General features: G+C 67.9%; 22 protein-coding genes and 1 pseudogene. 14 read left to right on the plus strand and 9 right to left on the minus strand.

The features are described from left to right. A pseudogene (locus Q8814_RS13730) lies at positions 1 to 319 on the minus strand (transporter); the annotation flags it as partial. A gap of 264 nt (positions 320 to 583) precedes the next feature. On the opposite strand from Q8814_RS13730, the gene ctaD reads away from it, so the two are divergent. The 3 genes from ctaD (at position 584) to Q8814_RS13745 (ending at position 4,509) form a co-directional block, all read left to right on the plus strand. Further along, positions 584 to 2,353, plus strand: coding sequence for an aa3-type cytochrome oxidase subunit I (gene ctaD / locus Q8814_RS13735; RefSeq protein ID WP_330152575.1), 1,770 nt, complete (start codon positions 584 to 586; stop codon positions 2,351 to 2,353). A 124-nt stretch (positions 2,354 to 2,477) separates the two neighbouring features. Then, complete coding sequence (gene serB, locus Q8814_RS13740; RefSeq protein WP_330152576.1) at positions 2,478 to 3,710, plus strand: phosphoserine phosphatase SerB; 1,233 nt, start codon at positions 2,478 to 2,480, stop codon at positions 3,708 to 3,710. 28 nt (positions 3,711 to 3,738) lie between these two features. After that, entirely contained in the window at positions 3,739 to 4,509 is a 771-nt protein-coding gene (locus tag Q8814_RS13745; RefSeq protein WP_330152577.1) for a peptidyl-tRNA hydrolase, read from the plus strand. Here the strand turns inward: Q8814_RS13745 and glgX are convergent. Further along, a complete protein-coding gene (gene glgX / locus Q8814_RS13750; RefSeq protein ID WP_330152578.1) occupies positions 4,506 to 6,653 on the minus strand; it encodes a glycogen debranching protein GlgX in 2,148 nt (715 codons plus the stop codon). The two genes, Q8814_RS13745 and glgX, sit on opposite strands and share 4 nt — an antisense overlap. 43 nt (positions 6,654 to 6,696) lie before the next feature. On the opposite strand from glgX, the gene Q8814_RS13755 reads away from it, so the two are divergent. From Q8814_RS13755 to Q8814_RS13775, 5 genes are read left to right on the plus strand one after another with little or no spacing between them, the layout of a single operon-like run. Beyond that, the gene (locus Q8814_RS13755; protein WP_330152579.1) at positions 6,697 to 7,536 is read left to right on the plus strand and encodes an ABC transporter ATP-binding protein; all 840 of its coding nucleotides are present in this window, start codon (positions 6,697 to 6,699) and stop codon (positions 7,534 to 7,536) included. A 21-nt stretch (positions 7,537 to 7,557) separates the two neighbouring features. Then, positions 7,558 to 8,391 carry an NUDIX hydrolase gene (locus Q8814_RS13760; RefSeq protein WP_330152580.1) on the plus strand — a complete coding sequence of 278 codons (834 nt, stop codon included), beginning with the start codon at positions 7,558 to 7,560 and terminating at the stop codon, positions 8,389 to 8,391. Between the two features lie 10 nt (positions 8,392 to 8,401). Beyond that, positions 8,402 to 9,181, plus strand: coding sequence for an enoyl-CoA hydratase/isomerase family protein (locus tag Q8814_RS13765; RefSeq protein ID WP_330152581.1), 780 nt, complete (start codon positions 8,402 to 8,404; stop codon positions 9,179 to 9,181). A gap of 49 nt (positions 9,182 to 9,230) precedes the next feature. After that, on the plus strand, positions 9,231 to 10,208 hold the full coding sequence (locus Q8814_RS13770; RefSeq protein ID WP_330152582.1) for a class I SAM-dependent methyltransferase: 978 nt from the start codon (positions 9,231 to 9,233) through the stop codon (positions 10,206 to 10,208). Next, positions 10,209 to 11,369 (plus strand): THUMP-like domain-containing protein, encoded by a 1,161-nt coding sequence (locus Q8814_RS13775; RefSeq protein ID WP_330152583.1) that lies wholly within the window; start codon positions 10,209 to 10,211, stop codon positions 11,367 to 11,369. On the opposite strand, the gene Q8814_RS13780 is transcribed toward Q8814_RS13775, so the two are convergent. Then, entirely contained in the window at positions 11,366 to 12,667 is a 1,302-nt protein-coding gene (locus Q8814_RS13780) for an outer membrane protein assembly factor BamB family protein (RefSeq protein WP_330152584.1), read from the minus strand. The two genes, Q8814_RS13775 and Q8814_RS13780, sit on opposite strands and share 4 nt — an antisense overlap. A gap of 95 nt (positions 12,668 to 12,762) precedes the next feature. On the opposite strand from Q8814_RS13780, the gene Q8814_RS13785 reads away from it, so the two are divergent. Next, positions 12,763 to 13,527: an acyltransferase gene (locus Q8814_RS13785; RefSeq protein ID WP_330152585.1), complete on the plus strand. Its 765-nt coding sequence runs from the start codon at positions 12,763 to 12,765 to the stop codon at positions 13,525 to 13,527. Between the two features lie 50 nt (positions 13,528 to 13,577). Continuing rightward, a complete protein-coding gene (locus tag Q8814_RS13790; protein ID WP_330152586.1) occupies positions 13,578 to 15,083 on the plus strand; it encodes an amidase in 1,506 nt (501 codons plus the stop codon). 17 nt (positions 15,084 to 15,100) lie between these two features. On the opposite strand, the gene Q8814_RS13795 is transcribed toward Q8814_RS13790, so the two are convergent. From Q8814_RS13795 to Q8814_RS13805, 3 genes are read right to left on the minus strand one after another with little or no spacing between them, the layout of a single operon-like run. Beyond that, positions 15,101 to 15,535, minus strand: a complete 435-nt coding sequence (locus Q8814_RS13795) for a nitroreductase family deazaflavin-dependent oxidoreductase (protein ID WP_330152587.1) — start codon at positions 15,533 to 15,535, stop codon at positions 15,101 to 15,103. Then, positions 15,519 to 16,412, minus strand: coding sequence for a cyclopropane mycolic acid synthase family methyltransferase (locus tag Q8814_RS13800; protein WP_330152588.1), 894 nt, complete (start codon positions 16,410 to 16,412; stop codon positions 15,519 to 15,521). The genes Q8814_RS13795 and Q8814_RS13800 overlap by 17 nt, the downstream gene beginning before the upstream one ends. Before the next feature lie 26 nt (positions 16,413 to 16,438). After that, positions 16,439 to 17,224, minus strand: a complete 786-nt coding sequence (locus Q8814_RS13805) for a class I SAM-dependent methyltransferase (RefSeq protein WP_330152589.1) — start codon at positions 17,222 to 17,224, stop codon at positions 16,439 to 16,441. A gap of 102 nt (positions 17,225 to 17,326) precedes the next feature. Here Q8814_RS13805 and Q8814_RS13810 point away from each other — a divergent pair, with 102 nt between their 5' ends. The 4 genes from Q8814_RS13810 to Q8814_RS13825 all read left to right on the plus strand — a co-directional run bounded on the left by Q8814_RS13810 (position 17,327) and on the right by Q8814_RS13825 (position 20,962). Next, positions 17,327 to 17,932 carry a GNAT family N-acetyltransferase gene (locus Q8814_RS13810; protein ID WP_330152590.1) on the plus strand — a complete coding sequence of 202 codons (606 nt, stop codon included), beginning with the start codon at positions 17,327 to 17,329 and terminating at the stop codon, positions 17,930 to 17,932. A gap of 233 nt (positions 17,933 to 18,165) precedes the next feature. Beyond that, positions 18,166 to 19,098, plus strand: coding sequence for an ATP-binding cassette domain-containing protein (locus Q8814_RS13815; RefSeq protein WP_330152591.1), 933 nt, complete (start codon positions 18,166 to 18,168; stop codon positions 19,096 to 19,098). After that, positions 19,095 to 19,910, plus strand: coding sequence for an ABC transporter permease (locus tag Q8814_RS13820; protein WP_330152592.1), 816 nt, complete (start codon positions 19,095 to 19,097; stop codon positions 19,908 to 19,910). Before Q8814_RS13815 ends, Q8814_RS13820 begins: the two co-directional genes overlap by 4 nt. A 425-nt stretch (positions 19,911 to 20,335) precedes the next feature. Next, positions 20,336 to 20,962 carry a sigma-70 family RNA polymerase sigma factor gene (locus Q8814_RS13825; RefSeq protein ID WP_330152593.1) on the plus strand — a complete coding sequence of 209 codons (627 nt, stop codon included), beginning with the start codon at positions 20,336 to 20,338 and terminating at the stop codon, positions 20,960 to 20,962. A gap of 17 nt (positions 20,963 to 20,979) precedes the next feature. Here Q8814_RS13825 and Q8814_RS13830 read toward each other — a convergent pair whose 3' ends face one another. The 3 genes from Q8814_RS13830 to Q8814_RS13840 form a co-directional block, all read right to left on the minus strand. Further along, complete coding sequence (locus Q8814_RS13830; RefSeq protein WP_330152594.1) at positions 20,980 to 21,810, minus strand: glycoside hydrolase family 19 protein; 831 nt, start codon at positions 21,808 to 21,810, stop codon at positions 20,980 to 20,982. 733 nt (positions 21,811 to 22,543) lie between these two features. Beyond that, positions 22,544 to 22,720 carry a hypothetical protein gene (locus tag Q8814_RS13835; protein WP_330152595.1) on the minus strand — a complete coding sequence of 59 codons (177 nt, stop codon included), beginning with the start codon at positions 22,718 to 22,720 and terminating at the stop codon, positions 22,544 to 22,546. Positions 22,721 to 22,811: 91 nt separating this feature from the next. Beyond that, on the minus strand, positions 22,812 to 23,808 hold a 997-nt coding region (locus Q8814_RS13840), incomplete at its 5' end, for a glycosyltransferase family 4 protein (protein WP_330152596.1).

The raw sequence follows: 23,808 nt of genomic DNA on the forward strand, positions 1-23,808 counted from the left end.
CCCACCCGCAGTCGACTGACGTGGTGTACTGCTCGACGATGCGCTGCGGGTCGTTCGGCACCTCGGATACGCCGGCGGTGTGGATCATCTGCCTGGTACCGCCGTCGGGCACCCCCGCGTCGAGCGGACCGGGGAGCGCACAGGCGGCGGTGGTGTCGCGTTCGATGCCGACCACCGCGGCGCCGGCAACGCGGGTGGTGGTACGCACGATCTCGGAAGCCGGATCATCGGTCGGCGTGGAGCACCCGGCCAGGGCCAGCGCGCCGACGGCGACGGTGACGGCGAGAGCGGCTTTGCGAGACCGGGACGCTGCAGACAATTCGACCACTTCCTGTCTAGGGGACGGCCCAGGCTATCGCCTCCGCACCCCGCACGACACGCGGCGAAGAGCACTACGGCGAATGTCCGGCGCAAAACGGGCCGCAGGCCCGATATGCCCCTCGAGGTACGCTCTCGACCCGAGTACGACAGTGAGTAGGACCCGATGGGCGGCCGGTGAACGCGGGGTCTACGATTCGATGAGCGCAAGCCAGAGAGACCGTTCGCCTCCAGCCCGAGGTCGAGCGCGCATTCAGGAGGATTAGTGACTGCCGTAGCGCCCCAGCCAGTCCCAGAGATAGCTGCAGCAAGGCCATACCCGCAGCGGCAGGGACCCAAGGGTTCGTTCATCCACAAGATGATCACGACCACCGACCCCAAGATGCTTGGGATCATGTACCTGGTCACCTCGTTCGCCTTCTTCCTCATCGGCGGCCTGATGGCCTTGCTGATGCGCACCGAGCTTGCGGTTCCGGGCCTGCAGTTCTTGTCGAACGAGCAGTTCAACCAGCTGTTCACCATGCACGGCACGATCATGCTGCTGATGTACGCGACGCCGGTGGTGTTCGGATTCGCGAACTACATCCTGCCGCTCCAGATCGGCGCTCCCGACGTGGCATTCCCGCGACTGAACGCGTTCAGCTACTGGCTGTACCTGTTCGGCGCGACGATCGTCATGCTCGGCTTCGTCACCCCCGGTGGCGCCGCAGACTTCGGCTGGACGGCATACACCCCGCTCAGCAGCGAACTCCACTCTCCCGGCGTCGGCGCGGACTTCTGGGTCCTGGGTCTCGGCGTCATGGGCCTGGGCACCATCCTCGGTGCCGTCAACTTCATCACCACCGTGGTCTGCATGCGTGCTCCCGGCATGACGATGTTCCGGATGCCGATCTTCACCTGGAACATCCTCATCACCAGCTTGCTGATCCTGCTGGTGTTCCCGCTGCTGACCGCCGCATTCTTCGGCCTGTTCGTCGACCGTCACCTCGGTGGGCACATCTACGACCCGGCCACCGGTGGTGTGTTGCTGTGGCAGCACCTCTTCTGGTTCTTCGGTCACCCCGAGGTGTACGTCATCGCGCTGCCGTTCTTCGGCATCGTCTCGGAGATCTTCCCGGTCTTCAGCCGCAAGCCGATCTTCGGTTACACCGGCCTCGTGTACGCCACCATGGCCATTGCGGCGCTGTCCATCGCGGTGTGGGCTCACCACATGTACGCCACCGGCGCCGTGCTGCTGCCGTACTTCTCCTTCATGACCTTCCTGATCGCGGTGCCCACCGGCGTGAAGTTCTTCAACTGGATCGGCACGCTCTGGAAGGGACAGTTGACATTCGAGTCGCCGATGCTCTTCTCGGTCGGCTTCATCATCACGTTCCTCTTCGGTGGCCTGACCGGCGTCATCCTCGCGAGCCCGCCGCTGGACTTCCACCTGCACGACACCTACTTCGTCGTCGCGCACTTCCACTACGTGCTGTTCGGCACCATCGTGTTCGCCACCTACGCCGGCATCTACTTCTGGTTCCCGAAGATGACGGGCCGGATGTTGGACGAGCGGCTCGCGAAGTGGCACTTCTGGCTCACCTTCATCGGTTTCCACACCACGTTCCTGGTGCAGCACTGGCTCGGTAACGAGGGCATGCCCCGTCGCTACGCCGACTACCTGCCGTCGGACGGCTTCACCACCTTGAACACGATCTCGACGATCGGCGCGTTCCTGCTGGGCGCTTCCACGCTGCCGTTCCTGTGGAACGTCTTCAAGAGCTACCGGTACGGCCAGATCGTCACGGTCGACGACCCGTGGGGTTACGGCAACTCGCTCGAGTGGGCCACCACGTGCCCGCCGCCGCGGCACAACTTCACCGAACTGCCGCGGATCCGGTCCGAGCGTCCGGCGTTCGAGCTGCACTACCCGCACATGATGGAGCAGATGCGCGCCGAGGCGCACGTCGGCCCGGGCAGCAGCAAGCACAACGTGAACGTGCTCGAGGGTGCCGACCGCACTCCCGGCGACCACCCGCGCGCCGGCGAACACTAGACCCGCGCACCGACGAACCGAAGGCCGTCCAACCCCGGTGCGCCGGGTCCTCGCGCGACTGCCACAATGAACGGGTGCGTGCCGGGGACAGCGCGTGCCTCCACAGACAAGGATCGGAGACGTAGTGGCGTCTGACACCACGGTTCTGGTGACCGTGACCGGGCCGGACCATCCCGGCGTGACCTCGGTGCTCGTCGCTGCCCTGACCCGGCCCGAGGTGGATCTGCTCGACGTCGAGCAGGTCGTGATCCGCGGGCGGCTCACCCTCGGCGTGCTCGTCGTGTGCCGTCACGACACCGAGGCGTTGCAGGACGAGGTCGAGGCTGCGATGGCCACGATCGGCATGCACGCCGAGGTACAGACCGGGGTCGCGGCCAGCAGCGGGCGCGCGGTGTCCACACATGCCGTCGTCGTCCTCGGCAGTCCCGTCACTGCCAAAGCGATGCGCTCGGTGGGTCGTGCGCTGGCGGCTCAGGGCGCCAACATCGACTCCATCCGCGGGGTCGCGGACTATCCGGTCACGGGACTCGAATTGATGGTCACCGCTGCCGATACGGGACTCGACGCCGATACCGCCCTGCGCAAGGCGCTCGCCGAGCTGGCCGCCGGCATCGACGTCGACATCGCCGTCGAACGCGGTGGCCTGGCGCGCCGCTCCAAGCGCCTGATCGTGTTCGATGTCGACTCGACGCTCGTGCAGGGCGAGGTCATCGAAATGCTCGCCGCCCACGCTGGCGTCGAGGACAAGGTCCGTGCCGTGACCGAGGCCGCGATGCGCGGCGAGATCGACTTCGCCGAATCGCTCGAGCAGCGCGTGGCGACACTGGCCGGGCTGCCCGCGACGGTCATCGACGAGGTCGCCGATCAGCTCGAGCTGACGCCGGGTGCGCGCACCACGATCCGCACCTTGCGGCGGCTCGGTTTCCGGTGCGGCGTCGTCTCCGGCGGTTTCCGTCAGGTCATCGACGGTCTCGCCCACGATCTGGAACTGGATTTCGTGCGCGCCAACACCCTCGAGATCGTCGACGGCACACTCACCGGACGTGTCGTCGGCGACATCGTGGACCGGGCTGCGAAGGCGCGTGCCCTGCGTGAATTCGCCGACGACTTCGGTGTGCCGATCGAGCAGACCGTCGCGGTGGGCGACGGCGCCAACGACATCGACATGCTCGGCGCCGCGGGTCTCGGTATCGCGTTCAACGCCAAACCGGCGCTGCGGGAGGTCGCGGATACCGCGGTGTCGTACCCGTATCTCGACGCGGTGCTGTTCGTGCTCGGCGTCACCCGTGACGAGGTGGAAGCCGCCGATCGCGTGGACGGGACCCTGCGGCGCGTGCCGCTCGACCGTGGCGCCTGAACCGCCGGCTCCGGTAGAACCGGAGCTCGTGGATTCGGACGCCCCCCGGTCGGTAGCCGCGGATCCGGGCTTCGTCGCCCGGCACCGTGTGCTGGCACGCGGGTACGGCCATCGTCCCGATCCCGCCGACCCCGCGGACGTGCTGGCGATGCCGCTCGTGCTGCACGTGCCCAGGTCCGACCCGCCCGCGCGCAGCTCGCTGCTCGAAGCGGCGGCGGTCGCGACCGTGACGTTGTGCCTGGATCCGCGGGTCGGCCTCGGCCCGGACGGAGAGCCTGGCCCCTGGTACGGCCCGTTCCTGGCGTGGAACGACGCGCGCATCCGCAAAGTCAGTCGCCGGGCGCGTGGTGCGCACTGGTCCGCGGCGCAGGACGTCCCCGGCGTCACGGTCGACTGCGACGGCGCGCAGGCACGCGCTCTGGTTCCGGGCCGGGTGGGCAGCCTCGATTCGCGGATCTCGCGGTTGCAGATCGGCGGAACCGATCTCCCGCACGACGATGCCGGAGATCCACCGCCGGGGGTTCCGGTGCTGTGGGTGAACGCCGATCTCGACATGACCGTGGGCAAGGCTGCGGCCCAGGTGGGTCACGCGGCGATGCTGCTCGCCGGCGCTCTCGACGTGGACGCGGCACGAGCATGGGCCGACGCCGTATTCCGTTGCGCGGTGCGCGATGCCGACCCTGCGCGGTGGAAAGAATTGGTTGCCCGCGCGGAGGCGGGCACGGCCGTCGCCGTCCGCGACGCCGGATTCACCGAAGTCGCACCCGGGTCCGTCACCGTGATCGGCACTGTCTCCTAAGCGATTTCCGCTCTCCGGAAGACCAGGACGGCCGGTCCCGTCACCGGAAACGGGGAGCCGACGTGATACGCGGAGGCATCGGCGGGGCGTCCGTCCGGCGCACTGGAGTCGAATACGCACCTGACGGTGCCGCGGTACCATTCCGGGCCCGCGAGGGTGACCGTGCTGGCGTCGCCCGCGTGCAACACGAACAGTTCACTGCTGTTCGCGAGGGTCTGGTCGGTGCCGGCGACGGTTCCCAGTTCGGATCCCTCGACCCAGGCCTGCAGTGTGCGGCGTGTGTCGTCGTGCCAGCCGGCATCGTCGAGTTCGGTGCCGTCGGCGCCGAACCATACGAGGTCCGGATATCCGATGGTGCGCGCCCGGCCGTCGAAGAACCGGCGTTGCCGCAGGACCGGGACTTTCCGTCGTAGCTGTAGTAATTCGCGAACGAAGTCGATGCGGGTGCGGTTCGCGTGTGCCCAGTCCAGAGGCCACGCGTCGCGTACTGGAGTGTCCGCGGGAACACAGTAGGCATTGTTGTTGCCACCCTGGCTGTGTCCGAACTCGTCACCGGCGAGCAGCATCGGGGTGCCCGTCGACAGCAGCAGTGTGGCGAGCAGTGCGCGTACGTGACGGTCGCGGGCGGCAACGATTTCGGGATCGGAGGTCGGTCCTTCGATGCCGTGGTTGACGGACTCGTTGTTGTCCGAGCCGTCGCGGCCGTTCTCGCCGTTCGCCTCGTTGTGCTTGCGGGTGTAGGAGACGGTATCGGCCATGGTGAACCCGTCGTGCGCCGTGACGAAATTGATCGACATCCACGGTTGCCGAACGTGCCTGCCGTACAGGTCTTCCGATCCTGCCAGGCGAGAGGCGATCTCTCGGACACCGGATCGGCGCGCCCAGAACCGGCGCACCGAGTCGCGGTATCTGTCGTTCCATTCGGACCACTGGGCACCGAAATTGCCGAGTTGATAGCCGGGACCCGTTGCGTCCCAGGGTTCGGCGATCAACTTCAGGTCCGTGAGCACGGGGTCGGTGGTGATTGCGGTGAACAGGGCCGCGCGGTCGTCGAAGGCGCCGCCGCGCGGGCGTCCGAGCGCGCTCGCCAGGTCGAAGCGGAAACCGTCCACCCCCATCTCACTAGCCCAGTGGCGCAGGCTGTCACACACCATGCGTACGGCGATGGGGGAGGCGGCGTCCACCGTGTTGCCGCACCCGGTGAGGTCGATGTCGTGGCCGTGGTCGTCGAGCAGGTAGTAGCCGGGTGCGTCGAGGCCGCGCCACGACAGGCTCGGACCGGCGACCGACCATTCGCACGTGTGGTTGTAGACGACGTCGAGGATGACCTCGAGACCTGCTTCGTGCAGTGCCCGCACCATCGTCCGGAACTCGGCGTTCTCGTTGCCCGGCGTCGCGGCATAGGCCGGGTGCGGCGCGAAGAAGGAGGCCGTGGAGTATCCCCAGTGGTTACGCATCCCGCGCGCCCGCACCGGCGGTTCGGTGACCGAGGCGTGCACGGGTAGCAGTTCGACCGCTGTGACTCCGAGCCGCACGAGGTGATCGAGTACCGCGGGGACGGTCAGTCCGAGATAGGTGCCGCGAAGCTGTGGCGGTACGTGTGGATGCCGGGCCGTGTACGTACCGACGTGGAGTTCGTATACGACCGTTTCCTCCCACGCGGTGCCCGGCCGCCGGTGCCGGACGGTCCTCGCGCCGGTGACGACGGACAGCGGAGTGTGACCGAGAGAGTCGTCGGTGGACATCCCTCCGAACGGGTCGCCGTCGTGGGGCAGAAGACGTTCCGGGTCGCCGACGTCACCGGTCAGTTGCCGTGCCCACGGATCGAGCAGGATCTTGTGCGGGTTGGTGCGCAGCCCGGCGCGGGGGAGCCACGGGCCGTGCGCCCGGTAGCCGTACTTCTGTCCTGCCCCGACACCGGGGACGGTGCCGTGCCAGATGCCGTATGTGCGGTCGGGAAGGTCGATGCGCTGCTCACGTCCGTCGTCGTCGATGAGGCATACCTCCATGCGTTCGCTGCGGGGCGAATGCACCGCGAAGCGGGTACCTTCCTCGACGGGGCCCGCCCCGAGAGGGAAGGGCGAGCGGTCGGGGAGCGCGATCGGCTCGGGGCGCAGGGGCGGTTTCGGGAGGGATGACGACACGAATGACGATCCTGCCGCGAATCCGGCGCAGAGGTAAGCGAAGATGGACGGCGTGGCACAACCTGATCCCGATTTGCTCATCGAATTCGAAGATGTTTTGGTGCGGCGGGGCGGCAACGTCCTGGTCGGACCGGTGACCTGGAAGGTGGAGCTCGACGAACGCTGGGTGGTGCTCGGTCCCAACGGTGCCGGTAAGACGTCGCTGTTGCGCGTCGCGGCGGCCGAGACCTTCCCGACCTCCGGTACGGCGCATGTGCTGGCGGAGACGTTCGGCCGCACCGACCTGTCCGAGTTGCGGCCCCGGATCGGGTTGTCGTCGTCGGCCTTGGCCAATCGGGTGCCGGCGGACGAGAAGGTGATCGATCTGGTGATCTCCGCCGGCTACGGGGTCCTCGGGCGGTGGCGTGAGCGCTACGACGAGGTGGACACCGAACGAGCGGTGGAGATGCTCGAAAGTCTCGGCGCGGAGCATCTCGCGGATCGCTTCTACGGCACGCTGTCGGAGGGAGAACGTAAACGCGTGCTCATCGCGCGTGCGCTCATGACCGATCCCGAACTGCTGTTGCTCGACGAGCCCGCGGCGGGCCTCGATCTGGGTGGGCGGGAGGAGTTGGTGGCCAGACTGGCGACGCTGGCAGCCGATCCGGACGCACCGGCAACGGTGCTGATCACCCACCATGTGGAGGAGATCCCACCCGGCTTCACCCATGCCATGCTCCTCAAGGAGGGCGGGGTGGTGGCGCAAGGGCTCCTCGACGATGTCATCACCGCCGAGAACCTCAGCGAGGCCTTCAGTCAGTCGATCACGTTGGACAAGGTCGACGGCCGCTATTTCGCGCGGCGCACCCGGGTGCCGGGTCGGCACCGTCGTGCTCTCGATTGACCGATCACGTACGGTAGCTCCATGGCTAACGAACGTTCGGAAAGCGCCTTCGATCCCGCTGTGGTGCCGGTCAAGGACGCGTCCACGGTGATCCTCGTGCGCGACTCCGACCGCGGTGTCGAGGTCTTTCTCCTGCGCCGCGTGGTGGGGATGGACTTCGCGGGTGGCATGACGGTCTTTCCCGGCGGCGGTGTCGACCCCTCGGACAGCGACGTGTCCGTTCGCTGGACCGGCCCTGACGTGACGTGGTGGGCCGAGCGCTTCGGGACCACGGAGGCGCGAGCGCAGGCGCTCGTCCTCGCCGCGGTACGCGAGACCTTCGAAGAATGCGGTGTACTCCTCGCCGGTCCGACCCCGGAGACCGTGGTCGCCGACACCGCGCCGTTCGCTCCGGCACGGCGGCAACTCGAGGCGCGCGAGCTCTCGTTCGGCGACTTCCTGGCCCGCGAGGGTCTGGTGGTCCGGACGGACCTGCTGTGTCCGTGGTCCAACTGGATCACTCCGCTCGGCGAGCGGCGCCGTTACGACACCCGGTTCTTCGTTGCGGCGGCGCCGTCGGGTCAATCGGCGGACGGCGAGACCAGTGAGGCAGAGGAGGTGCGGTGGCAGACGGCGGACGAAGCGCTCGCACACTGGCGCGCCGGCCATTCGATGTTGCTGCCGCCCACCTGGAGCCAGCTGACGGCGCTGGCGGGGTACGGCTCGGTGGCCGAAATCCTGTCGGCCGAGCCCGAGATCCCCGCGATCCTGCCGATCCTGACGAAAGACGACGGACGGCTGCACATCGCCTTCGACGGCAGCGAGGGGTACTACGACAACGGCCCACATCCGTGGGCGGAACGCACTGACATCTAAGGTGTTCGGCATGGCTGAATTCGTGACACTCGACGTTTCCGACGGTATCGGCACCATCCGGCTGGATCGGCCGCCGATGAATGCGCTGAATCGACAGTTGCAGGAGGAGATCCGGGAAGCGGCGCGGGAAGCGACCGTGCGATCGGACGTCAAGGCAGTCATCGTGTACGGCGGCGAGAAGGTTTTCGCGGCCGGTGCGGACATCAAGGAACTGGCCGAACTGGGCTTCGTGCAGATGAGCGAGATCGTCGGAGAACTGCAGTCCGCGCTCGGTTCGATCGCCGACATCCCCAAGCCGACGGTGGCCGCCCTGACCGGATACGCCCTCGGCGGTGGCCTCGAGTTGGCCCTGGGCGCGGACCGCCGGATCGCCGGCGACAACGTCAAGGTCGGCACGCCCGAGGTGCTCCTCGGGGTGATCCCCGGCGGCGGAGGCACGCAGCGGCTCGCCCGGCTCGTCGGCCCGGCCAAGGCGAAGGACATCGTGTTCACCGGCCGGTTCGTGGGAGCGGAAGAAGCACTGGCGATCGGACTCGTCGACGAGGTCGTTGCGCCGGACGACGTGTACGAGGCGGCCCGCAGGTGGGCGTCACAGTTCGCCAAGGGCGCCACGCGCGCGCTGGCCGCCGCGAAGGCCGCGATCGATCAGGGCCTGGACACCGACCTCGATACCGGCCTGAAGATCGAGCAGCACGTGTTCGCGGCGCTGTTCGCGACCAAGGACCGCACGATCGGCATGGAATCGTTCGTGAAGAACGGCCCGGGCAAGGCCGAGTTCGTCGGCGAGTAGGCACCCCGACGCGCTTGTACCCAGCTTACCGATGAGTAGGATCAGCTCCATGACTGCAAGCAGGACCGACGGGACGGACCCCGCGCCCAACCCGCACGCCACCGCCGAAGAGGTAGCGGCCGCACTCCAGGATTCGAAGCTCGCGCAGGTCCTCTATCACGACTGGGAAGCCGAGAGCTACGACGACAAGTGGTCGATCTCCTTCGACGAGCGTTGCATCGACTACGCGCGCGGCCGGTTCGATGCCGCAGCCGGTGACCAGCCGCTCCCGTACGAACGCGCCCTCGAGCTGGGCTGCGGCACGGGGTTTTTCCTACTCAATCTGATGCAGGGCGGGGTCGCGAAAACCGGCTCGGTGACGGACCTGTCGCCCGGAATGGTCAAGGTCGCGCTGCGGACCGCCGGGGAACTCGGCCTCGATGTCGACGGACGGGTCGCGGACGCCGAAACGATTCCCTACGACGACGACACGTTCGACCTCGTGGTCGGGCACGCCGTGCTCCACCACATCCCGGACGTGGAGCAGTCGCTGCGCGAAGTTCTGCGGGTGCTCCGACCGGGGGGACGCTTCGTGTTCGCAGGTGAGCCGAGCACGGTCGGCAACTTCTACTCGCGGTGGCTCGGACGACTCACCTGGGAGGCGACCACCAACGTCACCAAACTGCCGTTCCTGCGCGATTGGCGGCGTCCGCAGACCGAACTCGACGAGTCGTCGCGCGCCGCGGCGCTCGAGGCCGTTGTCGATCTGCATACTTTCGATCCGTCGGACCTCGAGAAGCTCGCTGCCTCCGCCGGTGCGATCGAGGTGAAGGCCTCGAGTGAGGAGTTCGCCGCCGCGTTGCTCGGATGGCCGGTGCGCACCTTCGAGGCCGCGGTCCCGCCCGAGAAGCTGGGTTGGAACTGGGCCAGGTTCGCGTTCGGTGGCTGGAAGGCGCTCAGCTGGGTCGACGACAACGTGCTCAAGCACGTGGTGCCGCGCAGCTTCTTCTACAACGTCATGATCACCGGTGTGAAGCCCGGCAAGTAGTTGGGCTACGACTTCACGCTTGCCGACGTCCGGTACCTGACGTCGGACGAGGGGGTGTCGGCTCTCGCTCGGGTCGCGGAGCGAGAACTGTCGAATCGTACGCGTCTGACCGATATCGGTTGGGCGCGTACGCAATTCGGTGAGCGTGCTGCTGTGCTCGTGGAGACGGTGATGCTTCGCCGGAAGGCCGCCGGCAAACTGACCGACGCGCACCGGTGGGTGCTCACCGACGACGCGGTGCAGCAAGCGACTCCGCACCGCGTTGCGGCGCATCGTGCACGCCGTCTGTCGGGGCGTCTCGTCCACGACGTCACGTGCTCGATCGGCGCAGAGCTGGCCGCGCTCGTCGGCGTGGCCGACGCGGTGATCGGCAGCGACCTCGACGAGGTGCGACTCGCGATGGCGGCGCACAACGTACCCGGCGCCGGTCTGATCCGCGCCGATGCGCTGCGCCCCGTCACGCGCGGCACCACGGTGATCGCGGACCCGGCGCGGCGGTCGGGCGGACGCCGGACCCATGATCCGGCGGCGCTGCAGCCGCCCCTGCCCGATCTGCTCGACGTGTACGCCGGTCGCGACCTGGCGGTCAAGTGCGCTCCCGGGCTGGACTTCGACGCCCTCGACTGGGCGGGCGAGGTCGAAATCGTCTCGCTCGACGGGGGTGTGCGGGAGGCATGCCTGTACTCGCCCGGACTGAGCGATGGTGCCACCCACCGCCGTGCGAGCGTGTTGCGCTCGGACGGAACGGCTTACGAAATCACCGACACTATGCCCGACGAGATCCCCGAGACCGGTCCGGGGGAGTGGATCATCGATCCGGACGGGGCGATAGTCCGGGCCGGTCTCGTGCGTCACTACGCGGCGGCGCACGGCCTGTGGCAACTCGATCCCAGAATTGCGTATCTCACCGGCGACGCCGTGCCGGACGGCGTACGCGGGTTCCGAATCCTCGACCGCTTCAAGTACGCCGAGAAGTCACTCAAACAAGCTCTCGCCCGCCATGACTGCGGCGCGGTGGAAATTCTCGTGCGCGGGGTCGACGTCGATCCGGCGCTGCTCCGCCCGCGTCTGAAACTGCGCGGCTCACGCTCGCTCAGTGTGGTGCTCACGCGGATAGGCCGGACCTCCGAAGCCTTCGTCTGCGAGCCGAATCGGGGCTAACGCAGGACGAACACCTCACCGGTGACGGTCGCCGCGACCAGCTCCCCGTCCGGGCCGACCGCGGTCCCCACCGAGAAACCGGTCGCGCCGGGGAGTGGCTCCTCGTCGAGGGGCTCACCGCTGCCGGCGTCGAACACGAGCGCTCCGATCCCGTCGCCGGATTCCACGACCGTGTACCCGAGGCCGTTCGAGGTCACCGCGGGCACGCCGACCTGACGGACATCCTCTTGCTCCCAGTGGGTTTCGGCGCGGTCGCCGGCATCCCGGAGGGCGAGGAAGGTCCCGTTCTCCCCGCTCGCGGCGAGAACGAGGACACCGTCGGCGGTGACGGTCGGGCCCGCAGCCGGGGTGAAACCGAGGTCGTGGGTCCACTTCGGTTCGCCCGTTTCGGAATCGAGCGCCCACAGGGCTCCGTCGCCGTCGTGGATGTACACCGTGGCGCCGTCCTCGGACAGGACGGGGCTCGTAGCGGCTCCGCCCGGAAGATCGTCGCGCGACCATCCCTCCGTGACCGCCGCGTCGTCTCCGCCCGTGTACCGCAACGACACGAGGGCGGCACCGTCCGCGCCCGGACGCCACAGGGTCGTGAAGATCCGGTCGGTGGACAGGTCGACCGCGGGTGTTGTGGCGACCGGGCAGTCCGCCGATCCACCGAAGCACGCGGCGAGCCCGTGGCCGCTCGGCAGTCGCGGCACGTTCTGCCCGTCCCCGAGCTCCGGGGTGGGCACCAGGTCGTAGAGCGGTGCGAGGAGCTCGCCGGTCTGTGGTTCGACGACGTTCACCTGGCCGAAGTGGGTGATGACGACCAGTTTTCCCTCGCCGGTGAACTGGGCGGTGCGGGGCGTGCCGCTGACCGGGATGCGCCAGCGACGCTGGCCGTGTTCGTTGAACGAAACCAACGCACCGTCCTCACCGACGTAGACGTTCGCGACCGCGTCGGCGACGGGGGTGACACCTGTGACGCCGGGTGCGAGACGCGTGCACCAGCGCTTGCGTCCGGTGTCGATCCGGTACGAGAAGAGATTGCATCCAGAGTCCGTCGCCGCCGTCACGAAGATCTGTCCGTTCGCGGCAATACTGACGGGTGAGCCCACCATGCCGCCTGTGGACCGGCTCCACGCGACAGTCACATCGTCGAGTCCTTCGACGCCCGCCGTCCCGCTGTTGCGGGCATCCGAATAGCGACCCGGCCACCCACCGGCGGAGTACACGTCGGTGCCCACGCCCTCACCGCCGCATCCGCTCAACGCGAGCGCTGCCGTCGCCACCAGCACCGCCGCCCGCAGGACACCCCGCATCACTCAACTCCTCACCGAACGACCGATTCGAGTCGCCAGCGTATCGGGCCGGGCCGCGTGCCTTCGCCACTAGGCGGACCGTAGGCTGGCAACCTATGACGAGCATGTGGGGCGCCCCGGTGCACACCAGGTGGCGCGGATCCCGGCGCCGGGACCCGGACCAGGCGAGATTCCTGACCCGCGCATCCCTGAAGTGGGTGCTGACACACAAGGCGTACACGCCGTGGTACCTGGTGCGGTACTACCGGCTGGCGAAGTTCAAACTGGCGAATCCGCACGTGGTCCTGCGCGGCATGGTCTTCCTCGGCAAGAACGTGGAGATCCATTCGACCCCGGAGCTGTCGAGGCTCGAAATCGGCAGATGGGTGCACATCGGCGACGGCAACGCCATCCGCTGCCACGAAGGTTCGCTGCGCATCGGCGACAAGGTCGTGTTCGGCAAGGACAACGTCGTCAACACGTACCTCGACATCGAGATCGGTGCTTCGACCCTCGTGGCGGACTGGTGCTACATCTGCGATTTCGACCATCGCACCGAGGATGTGACGTACCCGATCAAGGATCAGGGCATTGTCAAGAGCCCCGTACGGATCGGTCCCGACACGTGGATCGCCACCAAGGTGTCGGTGCTGCGAGGCACACGGGTCGGTCGTGGATGCGTGCTCGGGGCGCACGCAGTGGTCAAGGGCGACATCCCCGACTACGCCATCGCCGTCGGTTCACCCGCGAGGGTCGTGAAGGATCGCAAGACACAGTGGGAGGCCGGTGAGGCGGACCGCGCCGCGTATGCGGCCGCGCTCGAAGACATCGCACGCAAGAAGGCGGGCAACGCGCCCGTAGACTCGAATCCGACTTCCTGACCCGGCTTCCGTGTCGCCGGCAGGGACGTTGCACGAAGAGGGGGGCGACGGTGGACTATTCGGAGTATCGCCGCTACGACGCGGTGGGCCTCGCCGAACTGGTGGCGCGCGGTGACGTCGCGCCCGCCGAGCTGCTCGAGACCGCGATCGCACGGCTCGAGGCCGTCGAACCGTCGCTGAACACAATTGTCCAACGGCTGGACGACCGCGCGCGGGTTCGCGCGAAAGGCCCGCTCTCGGGGCCGTTCGCCGGAGTGCCGTTCCTCGCCAAGGACCTGCTGCAGGATGTGGTCGGGACACCCACGGGCAGTGGCTCCCGGGTCCTGGCACAACTACCGGCCGCGCAGAACTCGGTAGTGGTGGATCGGTGGCTGAACGCCGGGCTGGTGCTCTTCGGAAAGACCAACACCCCGGAATTCGGCGCGAAGAACATCACCGAGCCGGACGCGAACGGGCCGACACGCAATCCGTGGGACACGGACCTGACACCCGGTGGATCGTCGGGCGGGTCGGCTGCCGCTGTGGCCGCCGGCGTCGTTCCGGTCGCCGGCGCGAACGACGGCGGTGGGTCGATCCGCATCCCGGCGGCGTGCTGTGGGCTGGTGGGACTCAAACCCGGACGCGGTGTCGTGCCCAGTGGCCCAATCGGTGGCGAGTCCCTGCACGGCGCCGTGACCAACGGCGTGATCTCCCGGACCGTGCGCGACACCGCAGCGATGCTCGACGTGATGGCGGGGGGATACCCGGCAGCGCCGTACTCGCCGGCGCGGGCGGCGACGACGTTTGCGTCCTCGCTCGATGCTCCGCTGCGCAGGCTGCGGATCGGCTACGCGACCGCCTCTCCCATCGGAACCGGGGTAGACGTCGAAGCGGTGTCCGCGGTGGACAGGGCCGTCGCTTTGCTCGACGAGCTCGGACACCGGGTCGAGCCCGCCGCCACCGGCATCGACGAGCGGCACCTCGCCGCGGATTTCCTGACGATGTGGTTCGCCTCGATCGCGGCCGAGGTGGATGACGCCCGGCGCCGAACCGGTGCGGGACACGACGGTTTCGAATTCGACACGCGGATACTCGCCGAGCTCGGCCGCTCCGTTTCGGCGCCGGATTACCTTGCGGCGCTCGGACGGTGGGCGGAGTACACACGCGGACTCGCCGCGTTCCACGAGCGGTACGATCTGCTGCTGACCCCGACGATGGCCTACCCACCGGCGCGGATCGGGCAACTCTCGACACCGGGGTGGATGCGGACCGTCGGACGTCTGCTCATCGCAACCCGGCTCGGCCGGGTAGCGCACTGGGGCGGGCTCGTGGACAGGATGGTCGACGAGAACCTCGCTCGCACCCCGTACACCCAACTGGCGAACATCACCGGACGTCCCGCGATTTCCGTGCCGTTGCATTGGACGGCCGACGAGGTGCCGCTGGGTGTGCAGTTCGTGGCACCCCTCGGCGGGGAGGGGCTGCTGCTCTCGCTCGCGGCCGAACTCGAGCAGGCGCAGCCATGGTTCGACAGGCAACCGCCGCTGCTCCCCGTGGGGGGATCACCCGCCCGGTAGATCGTGGACCCGTGGGGTCACTGCGGTTCGAGGACGAATACCGGGATCTCTCGGTCGGTCTTCGTCTGGTACTCGGCGTAGTCGGGGAACGCGGCGACCGCCCGTTCCCACCACTGCGACTTCTCGGCGCCGGTCACCTCGCGCGCGACCATATCGTGCACGGCGGTGCCGTCCCGCAACTCGACGTGTGGTTCCGCCTTGACGTTGTAGTACCAGACCGGGTGCTTGGGGGCACCGCCGAGCGACGCCACAATCGCGTACTTCCCGTCGTGTTCGACGCGCATGAGCGGGATCTTCCGCAGTTTGCCGGTTTTCACGCCCTTCGTCGTGAGCAACACGACGGGCTTGCCGTTCAGAGTCAAGCCCTCGGTACCACCGGACGACTCGATCAGTTCGGCTTGGTCCGCGGACCATTTCAACGGGCTCGGTTCGTATTCACCGGTGAGTGCCATGACTCCCAGTATGACTCTTGACGAGGGTGAATTGCTGGACATCGATGAGACGACGCCGGAAGTTCTCGGCGCAGCCGGTGAGGTATTCGATATACCGCTGGTACACCTCCTCGGACGCCAGTCGTACCGCGTCGTCGTGGTGGGATTCGAGGGCGCGTGCCCACCGATCCAGAGTGCGTGCATAGTGCGGTTGCAGCGACTCGATGTTCTGCACCCAGAAACCGTTTCGCTGGGCACCGGTGATGATCTGGTCCCGCTCGGGGAGCTGCCCGCCGGGGAAGATCTCCCGCATGATGAACCGCAGAAACAACGCGTCTTCGCGCGTGACGTCGACTTTCATGGCGTCGAGCAGCGCCTTGGAGTGGCCGACGATGGTGTGCAGCAGCATCCGTCCGTCGTCCGGCAGCAGGCGCGCGGTGCGTTCGAAGAATGTGTCGTATCGCTGGCGGCGGAAATGCTCGAACGCGCCGATGCTCACGATCCGGTCCACGGGTTCGTCGAAGTCCTCCCAGCCCTGCAGCCGGACCGCTGCGGTGCGGCCACCCGGGGGCAGCTGCGAGATCAGGCCGGAGACATGCTCGTACTGGTTGAGGCTCAGGGTGAGGCCGATGACGTCGACGTCGAAGCGGTCGATTGCCCGCAGCATCGTCGAGCCCCACCCGCACCCGATGTCGAGAAGTGTCATCCCCGGCCGTAGATCGCATTTACCCAGCGAGAGATCGACTTTCGCAAGCTGTGCCTGCTCGAGGGTCATGCTGTCGTGCTCGAAGTACGCGCAACTGTAGGTTCGGGTCGGGTCGAGGAACAGGGCGAAGAACTCGTCGGACAGATCGTAGTGAGACCGGACGTTTTCGTAGAACGGTGTCAGTTTCGGCATCGAGCGGCCCTCCGCAATCGCCAGTTCTATATTCGGATACCGGTTTCGGCCGGCACTGTTGCCCGCGCATACCAGGCACGGGCATCGAGAGAGAACGATCCCGCAGGCAGGGCCGCTCGGCACGCTTCGCGCATATCCGCCTGCCGGTCACCCGACAGCGACTGCAGGTACTGCCCGGCCGGGCCGACCCCGAACGTGAACGGCTCCCAGAAGTCGTCGAAGTCGACGTAGTCCGCGTGCGCCGTGATCGCGCCACCGACCACATCGATCAGACCGGCTCGGCGAAACCGCTCCGCGATGTCTCCCTCGGCGGTACCGGCCATCGCGACCTCGCCGTCGACGCCGGGGTCCACCCGACGCGCTGCTGTCCAGAACAATCGGAGCATCGTCATGCCGCCGGCCGTGGTATCCCACATGCAGGCGGCGACGGTGCCACCGGGCCGGGTCACGCGTGCCATCTCGCGCACTCCCTGCTCGGGATCGCTCATGAAGCCGAGCACCAGGGAGGCCAACGTGGAGTCGAACACTCCGTTCGCCCACGGCAGGTGTTCGGCGACGCCCTCACGGACGTCGATACCCGGATCGATCCGGCGGCACGCCTCCGTGAACTGGGGTGTCGGATCGATGGCCGCGACATTGGTCGCGCCCACCCGCGCCACGAGTTCCCGCGTGAGCCCGCCCGGTCCGCAGCCCACGTCGCACACCCGCCGACCGGGAACCACATCGGCGGCATCGGCGAGTGCGGGCGCCAGCGTCGGTGCGTAGCGTCCCATGAAGCGGTTGTAGCGCTCGGCCGGTGCGGCGAACTGCATATCGGAATTATGCGGCTCCGCGATCCTGGATGGGGGCCACTCGGTGTTTCTGGTCGGGACGACCGTCCGGTCGTGCGGAACGCGTCTGAAATACTGGCGACCGTGAACGAGGCTCACGATCAGGCGGTGCAGGTGTCGACGGGAACGACCATCGAACGATTCCGGATCTCGACCATGGGGTCCGGAGACGGACTCGACACGGTGGCCGTCGCCGAACTCGTCAACACCGTCTACGCAGTCGCGGAGGACGGTATGTGGGCCGACGGATGCACCCGGACGAACCCCTCGGAGATCGCTGAGATGGCCCTGTCCGGTCAGCTCGTCGGGGCGTGGCAGGGTGATCACCTCGTCGGTTGCATCCGCGTGGTGTGCCCCGCCGAGGGTGCCGGAGAGAACACGGCCGAGTTCGGAATGCTGGCGGCCGCACCGCAATTTCGGGGTCTCGGTGTGGGCCGCGAACTTGTGCGGTTCGTCGAGGAGCAGTGCGCCGCTGCGGGCTGCGAAACGATGCAGCTCGAAGTCATCCGGCCTCGCGATACCCCGTTGTCGTCCAAGGACTTTCTGGCACGGTGGTACACGCAGCTCGGGTACCGTCTCGCGGCCACCGGGCCGGTCGGAACGCCCCACCCGGAACTTGTGGAGTCCCTCGTGGTTCCGTGCGAGGTCGACACCTACCGCAAGGTGTTGCGCCCGGAACGAGAGAAGTAGTAGTCGCGCATCGGTCCGCGGGGTGGTGATTTGTTCGGTGGGCCCTCTCGCGCGCGTCCACTCGAGCTGACCGGAAGCCGCAATCGGCGGCGGGTGCGTCCGAATCGCAGGTGGTTCGTCTGAGGAAGCGGACTCCCACCCACCTCGGGTGGGAGCGCACCTTCTCCTGAGAGGAACCCTCCGATGACCATTCACCTGTTCGTCCCCGCCGGAAACCGTCCCGAGGGTGTGCAATGAGCGCCCCGGCCGTCATGGTCGAGGATCTGCACGTCGCGTACGGCAAGACGTGGGCACTCGACGGCGTCGACCTGGTCGCCGCCGCCGGAAGCACGCTCGGGGTGCTCGGCCACAACGGTGCCGGCAAGACCACCCTGATCCGCACCCTGACCACTCTGGTGCATCCCACCATCGGCCGCGTGCAGGTGTCCGGTCTCGACGTGGTCACCGACGCCACCGCGGTGCGCCGCGGCATCGGGGTGACCGGCCAGTACGCCGGACTCGACGAGTTCCTCACCGCTCGGGAGAACCTGGAGCTGATCGGCCGCCTGACCGGGCTGCGCCGCACCGCCGCCCGTACCCGCGCCGACGCGCTGATCGACCGACTCGGGCTGCACGAGTACGCCGCCCGGCGGGTCGGGGAACTGTCCGGTGGTACCCGTCGCCGGGTCGATCTGGCCGCGAGTCTCGTCGGGTCCCCGTCGGTGCTCTTCTTGGACGAGCCGACCACCGGCCTGGACCCGATCGCCCGCGCCGGGCTCTGGAACGTCGTCGAGGAACTGACCGCGTCCGGCACCACGGTCGTGCTCACCACCCAGTACCTCGAGGAAGCCGACCGGCTCGCCGACCACATCGTCGTTTTGAGCCGGGGCCGGGTCGCCGCCCGCGGCACCCCCGCCGAGCTGAAACAGATTGTCGGCGGCAAGGTCCTGACCGCCACCGTCCCTACCTACCGGCTTGCCGATCTGCCGTTCGTCCCGGACACCGACCACCGGCTCGGCGGCGACCGGGTGCGGGTGTCGGTCACCGTCGACGACGCCCCCGCCGCGACCGAACTGGCCGCCCGACTTCACCTGGCCGGCATCGAAGTCACCGACCTGGACGTGACCTCGCCGAGCCTCGACGACGTCTTCACCCACCTCGCCCATACCACCGGAGCCCACCGATGAGCACTACCCACACCGCCACTGCGATCGGGCGGTCCTCGTTCGGGGGTCGGCTCGCCGCCCTCACCGTCCGCAACCTGCGTACCAGCGCCCGCGTCCCCCAACTGCTGATGTTCTCGCTGACCATGCCGATGGCGATGCTGGTGCTGTTCAGTCAGGTGTTCCGCAGCGTCGCCGCCGGGCCAGGTTTCCCGGCCGGGATCGGCTACATCGTCTTTCTCACCCCCGCCATGCTCGCCGTGTCCACCGTGATGGCCGGCACCAACGCCGGAGTGTCGGCGGCGATCGATCACACCAACGGTCTGCACGACCGGTTCGCGGCTCTGCCGATGCGGTCGTCGCTGCCGGGCGTGGCCCGCACCCTCAACGAGGCCGTATTCACTCTCGTCCGTGCCGCGCTGCTCGGGATCGCCGCCGTCGCTTTGGGTTTCGAGTTCTACGGCACCGCACTGGATGCCGTCGCCGCGCTCGTGGTGCTTGTGGTGCTGGCCGGGGCGATGAGCGCCTTGTTCGGGTTGATCGGGGACCGGCTCCGCCGCCCGGACGTGGTCCAGTTCGCGGGAATGATGGTGATGATGCCGCTGATGTTCATCTCGAGTGCGTTCGCGCCGATCGAGACGATGCCCGGTTGTATGCAGGGCCTGGCGACGGTGAACCCGGTCGCGCACGCCACCGACGCCCTGCGCGGGCATGTCCTCGGCACCGCCACTGCCGGTGACACCATCGCCGCCCTGGTCGCGGCGCTCGGATTGTGGGCCGCGGTCACCGCCGTCCCCGTCCTCGCCCGACCCATGCGGTCCGCACGCGGCCGTTGAACACCGACGTATCCGCCCCGCCCCTTCCCTCTGCGGGGAAGGGGCGGGGCGGTTCTGCGGATGCGTCCGGTGCGGGGTCGACAGCGCTCATGAGGCGGCGTCGAGCAGTTGCATTTCCTCCGCCACGACCAGATCGACCTCTTCACTGGTCAGGCCCGACAACAGGTGTGTGGTCAGCATCGCTCTCACCTCCTCACGGCGCTTCTACTGATACGTCGAACCGGAGCATCCGGAATCGACATCGACATCCGTACAGACGAAGTTCCCCGGCTCCGGGTGCACCCGTGCACCCGTGCGGCCGGGCGCGGCGCAGACTGCGTCCGTTCGCAGTCACCGTCGTCCGTACTTCTGCAAGGACCCTGATCAAGTGGTCGCCATCCGCGCCCTCAAGAGCGGATGCTGGACACGGAGAGGAACTCCAGACCATGAACGAGGACACGGCCACCGCGACCACACCCCAGCCGGAACCGGCTGATCTCGACCGGCTCTGGCGTCACTTCTCGAGCGACCTACGGGCCTTCATCGCCCGCCGGGTCTCTCGGCCCGAGGACGCCGACGACATTCTGTCGATCGTGTTCCTGCGCATGGCCAAGAGCCTCGACAATCTGCGTGAGCAGGACCGGCTCCTCGGCTGGATGTATGCCATCACCCGCAACGCGATCACCGACTACTACCGCTCGGCGCCCCATCGGCGTGAGCTTGCCGTCGACACCGTCCCCGACAACCCACCGGACGGCGACCCCGACACCGACGAGGCGGCGGAGAAGGAACTCGCGTCGTGCCTGGTGCCGATGCTCTCCGGGCTGCCCGCCGAGCAGGCCGCGGCAGTGAGGATGGTCGACCTCGACGCCCGAACCCACGCCGCTGCGGCCGACGAGGCGGGGATCTCGGTGTCCGGGATGAAGTCCCGTGTCCAGCGTGGGCGCGCCACCCTCCGGGCCCGATTGCACGCCTGCTGCCGGATCAGTCAGGACCACACCGGTCACGTGCACGACTACCGCCTGCGCGGCGGATCCTGCGACTGCGGGGCGACAACACCGGCGGACCGGTAGCCGGGTTTGCAACGTGGCTACGGCTGGAGCAGTACGTCCAGGCCCCGTTGGAAGTCGGTGACACGTCGAGAGAGGGCGTGGTGGCCACCGTTGACGATTTCCGAGACCCGGACGATTCCAGTGGTGTCCGCGACCTGGTTGAGGTCGCGTGAGGTCCAGTACCAGGCGGCTGTGGTGAAGGCGTTCTCCGGCGTGGCGAGCCATTCGGGGTGGGCTACGTAGTCCACCCCGGTGTCCTTGCTCAGCTTCTCGTAGTTGTGCCGACCGGTGATCTGGATGGCGCCGCGGCCCTTGTAGCGTTCGCCGTCTCCGGGCTGGGTGTTGCCGAGGTCGGCGCGACCCTCGTAGGCGCGTCCGGACGCGTATTCCTCGAAGGTGCGGAAGGAATCGGATTCGACAGCGAGCTGGGCTATGAATGCGGCCTGGCGGACCGGCGTGTCGATGTCGTTGTGTGTCATCGCGTCGTTCAGCGGGGCGATGTACTGATCGATCTTCTCGGCCTGGATACCCGGCACGATGTGCGCCAGTTCGTCGGGGGTGACGGTTGGTGGTGCCTGCCCCGGAGGGGGCGTCGGGGTGGGCTCTGCCGCGACGTCGGACCCCTGGGAGGAAGACGTGGGATCGACGGTTGCCGAGTTGTCCGCCCCCGCCCAACCCCCGTCGGAGAGTGTCCCGAACTCCAGCTTCAGGAGCAGGTCGCCGGGTTCCTGGTACCGAGTCGCCGCGGAGGGGGCCGGGTCGGCGTTGGCGGCGGACGTACCGAGCCCGACGGCGGTGGTGGTGACGGTGGTGGTCATGGCCGCAGCGGCGATGACGGCACGGAAACGGCGCGAAGGTGAAACGGACATGGGTCGTGCTCCAAGATTCGGCCGACGTTCGGTTCGGCCTCCGAAACGGGGCCACGGGCGTCACCGAAGGGAGATCGTTGCTCCCCCGACAGATCACCATCGAGCGGCCTTGAGGTCACAACCAGGTAACGGTGCAGCTAGGCGGGTTTTCAAGGCATCGTGCCCAACGTCATCTTGACGTAGTGCAAGTGACACACGCCGCACTCGCCTTCGATCCGGCGCTCCCCGAACCACGCGGCGACACCGCCGGAGACCGAGGCCGCAGCCACCGGCCTGCCCCGCGTAACCCCACGGGGAACCGATACTGTGGCGTCATATTTCGTGTTGCTGCAACATGATTCGGCAAGAACTCTGTTCGGGCGAGGACTCTCACCGCTTTTCCTGCCGGACCGGCGCCGACGTGCGCTGCACCCGGTGCCTACCCGACACGAACCGGAGATCACAACCTCTGCCGACGGCCCCCACCGCGGCCGGCCTGTGCCTCATCCCACACACAGCCACGTCGATCCGCCGCAATCCGGTGTCACCCCGTTTCACCGTCACGGCGGCGCGCAACCGGTCCTTCTCGGAGCAGCGAACGCGTCCGGCGGTGATCGTGGCCACTGCGTCGAGGTGCATGGATCGGGGGCGGGGCCGAGCGCCGATGAGACACGCTGAAGTCACAGCGCACGGACAGCGGTGCGGTGCGAGCCCGTTCGCACGCACCGCACACCGGTGTTGCCGGGTGGAAGCGCTACTGGCAGCCGCACCCGCCGCCGACGGTGGCTACCGGACCGCAGCACGTCGCCTTCTCGCTGTGATCGCAGCAGGTGGTCTGTCGTTCGGTGCTGCAACACGTGGGCGCCGCGGCTTGTGACGTTGCGTCCGTCCGATCCGTCGCCGGGTTCTCGAACTCGTTGGGGTCGGTCATGGTGACTCCTCGATCCGTGGGGTTGGGTACCGGATCAGACGGAGGAGGACGAGAAAGGACGCAACCTCGGAACGGTCGTGATCACCGCGCGTCAGTCACGGCCGGGCAGTGGACGCTGGGGGATCACCGGCCGCGCGAGCGGGTGTCGCACCCGTCGTTTCGCTCCGGCGTAGACCTGCACGGTTTCGTCGGCGACACGCTTCCAGTCGAAGTCGTCGGTGAGGCGGGCCCGCGCGGCCCGCGCGCGCTCCTGTGCGGCCTGCGGGTCGTCGAGGGTTTCGCGGACCGCCGACACCAGCCCCACAACCTCACCCGGCCGGAACGACAGCCCGGTGACACCGTCGACGACTGCCTCCCCGAGCCCCCCGGCGGTCGAGGTGACGAGAGGGATGCCCGCAGCGGCAGCCTCGAGCGCGATGATCCCGAACGGTTCGTAGCGGCTGGGCAACACGATCGCGTCGGCGCCGTGCAGCCAGCCGAGAAGTTCGGTGTGATCGAGATTGCCGAGGAACGTCACCGACCGCATCACCCGATGCGTGCGCGCCTGCTCGCGCAGCCACCCGAACTGGGTGCCCTCACCGGCGACGACGAGTGTGGTGCCCGGGTGCGACCGGCGAATCCGCGGCAGGGCGGCGATCGCGTCCTGTACGCCCTTCTCGTACTCGAGTCGGCCGACGAACAGCAGCCGCGCCGGGCCGGACCGAGGCTCGCGCTCGCGGAACGACCATGTAGTGATGTCGATTCCGTTGCGGATCACGGAGATCTGCGGGAGATCGGGTCCGTACAGTTCGGTGACCTCGTCGTGCATCGACGCCGAACAGGTGATCAGCGCGTCGGATTCGTGGGCGAGCCACCATTCGACCGAGTGCACCTGACGGTTCGTCTTGCCCGACAGCCACCCGCTGTGCCGGCCGGCCTCGGTCGCGTGGAGCGTGGATACCAGGGGGACGTCGAAGTATTCGGCCAGCGCGATCGCGGGATGGGCGACGAGCCAGTCGTGTGCGTGCACGACGTCCGGATACCAGCCGTCTCCGATTCCGCCTCTGCTCAGCCCGACCCCCGCGCGCACCATCGCGTGGCCCATCGCG

This window comes from Rhodococcus chondri (assembly GCF_036327435.1).
In the GTDB taxonomy this organism is placed as follows: domain Bacteria; phylum Actinomycetota; class Actinomycetes; order Mycobacteriales; family Mycobacteriaceae; genus Rhodococcus; species Rhodococcus chondri.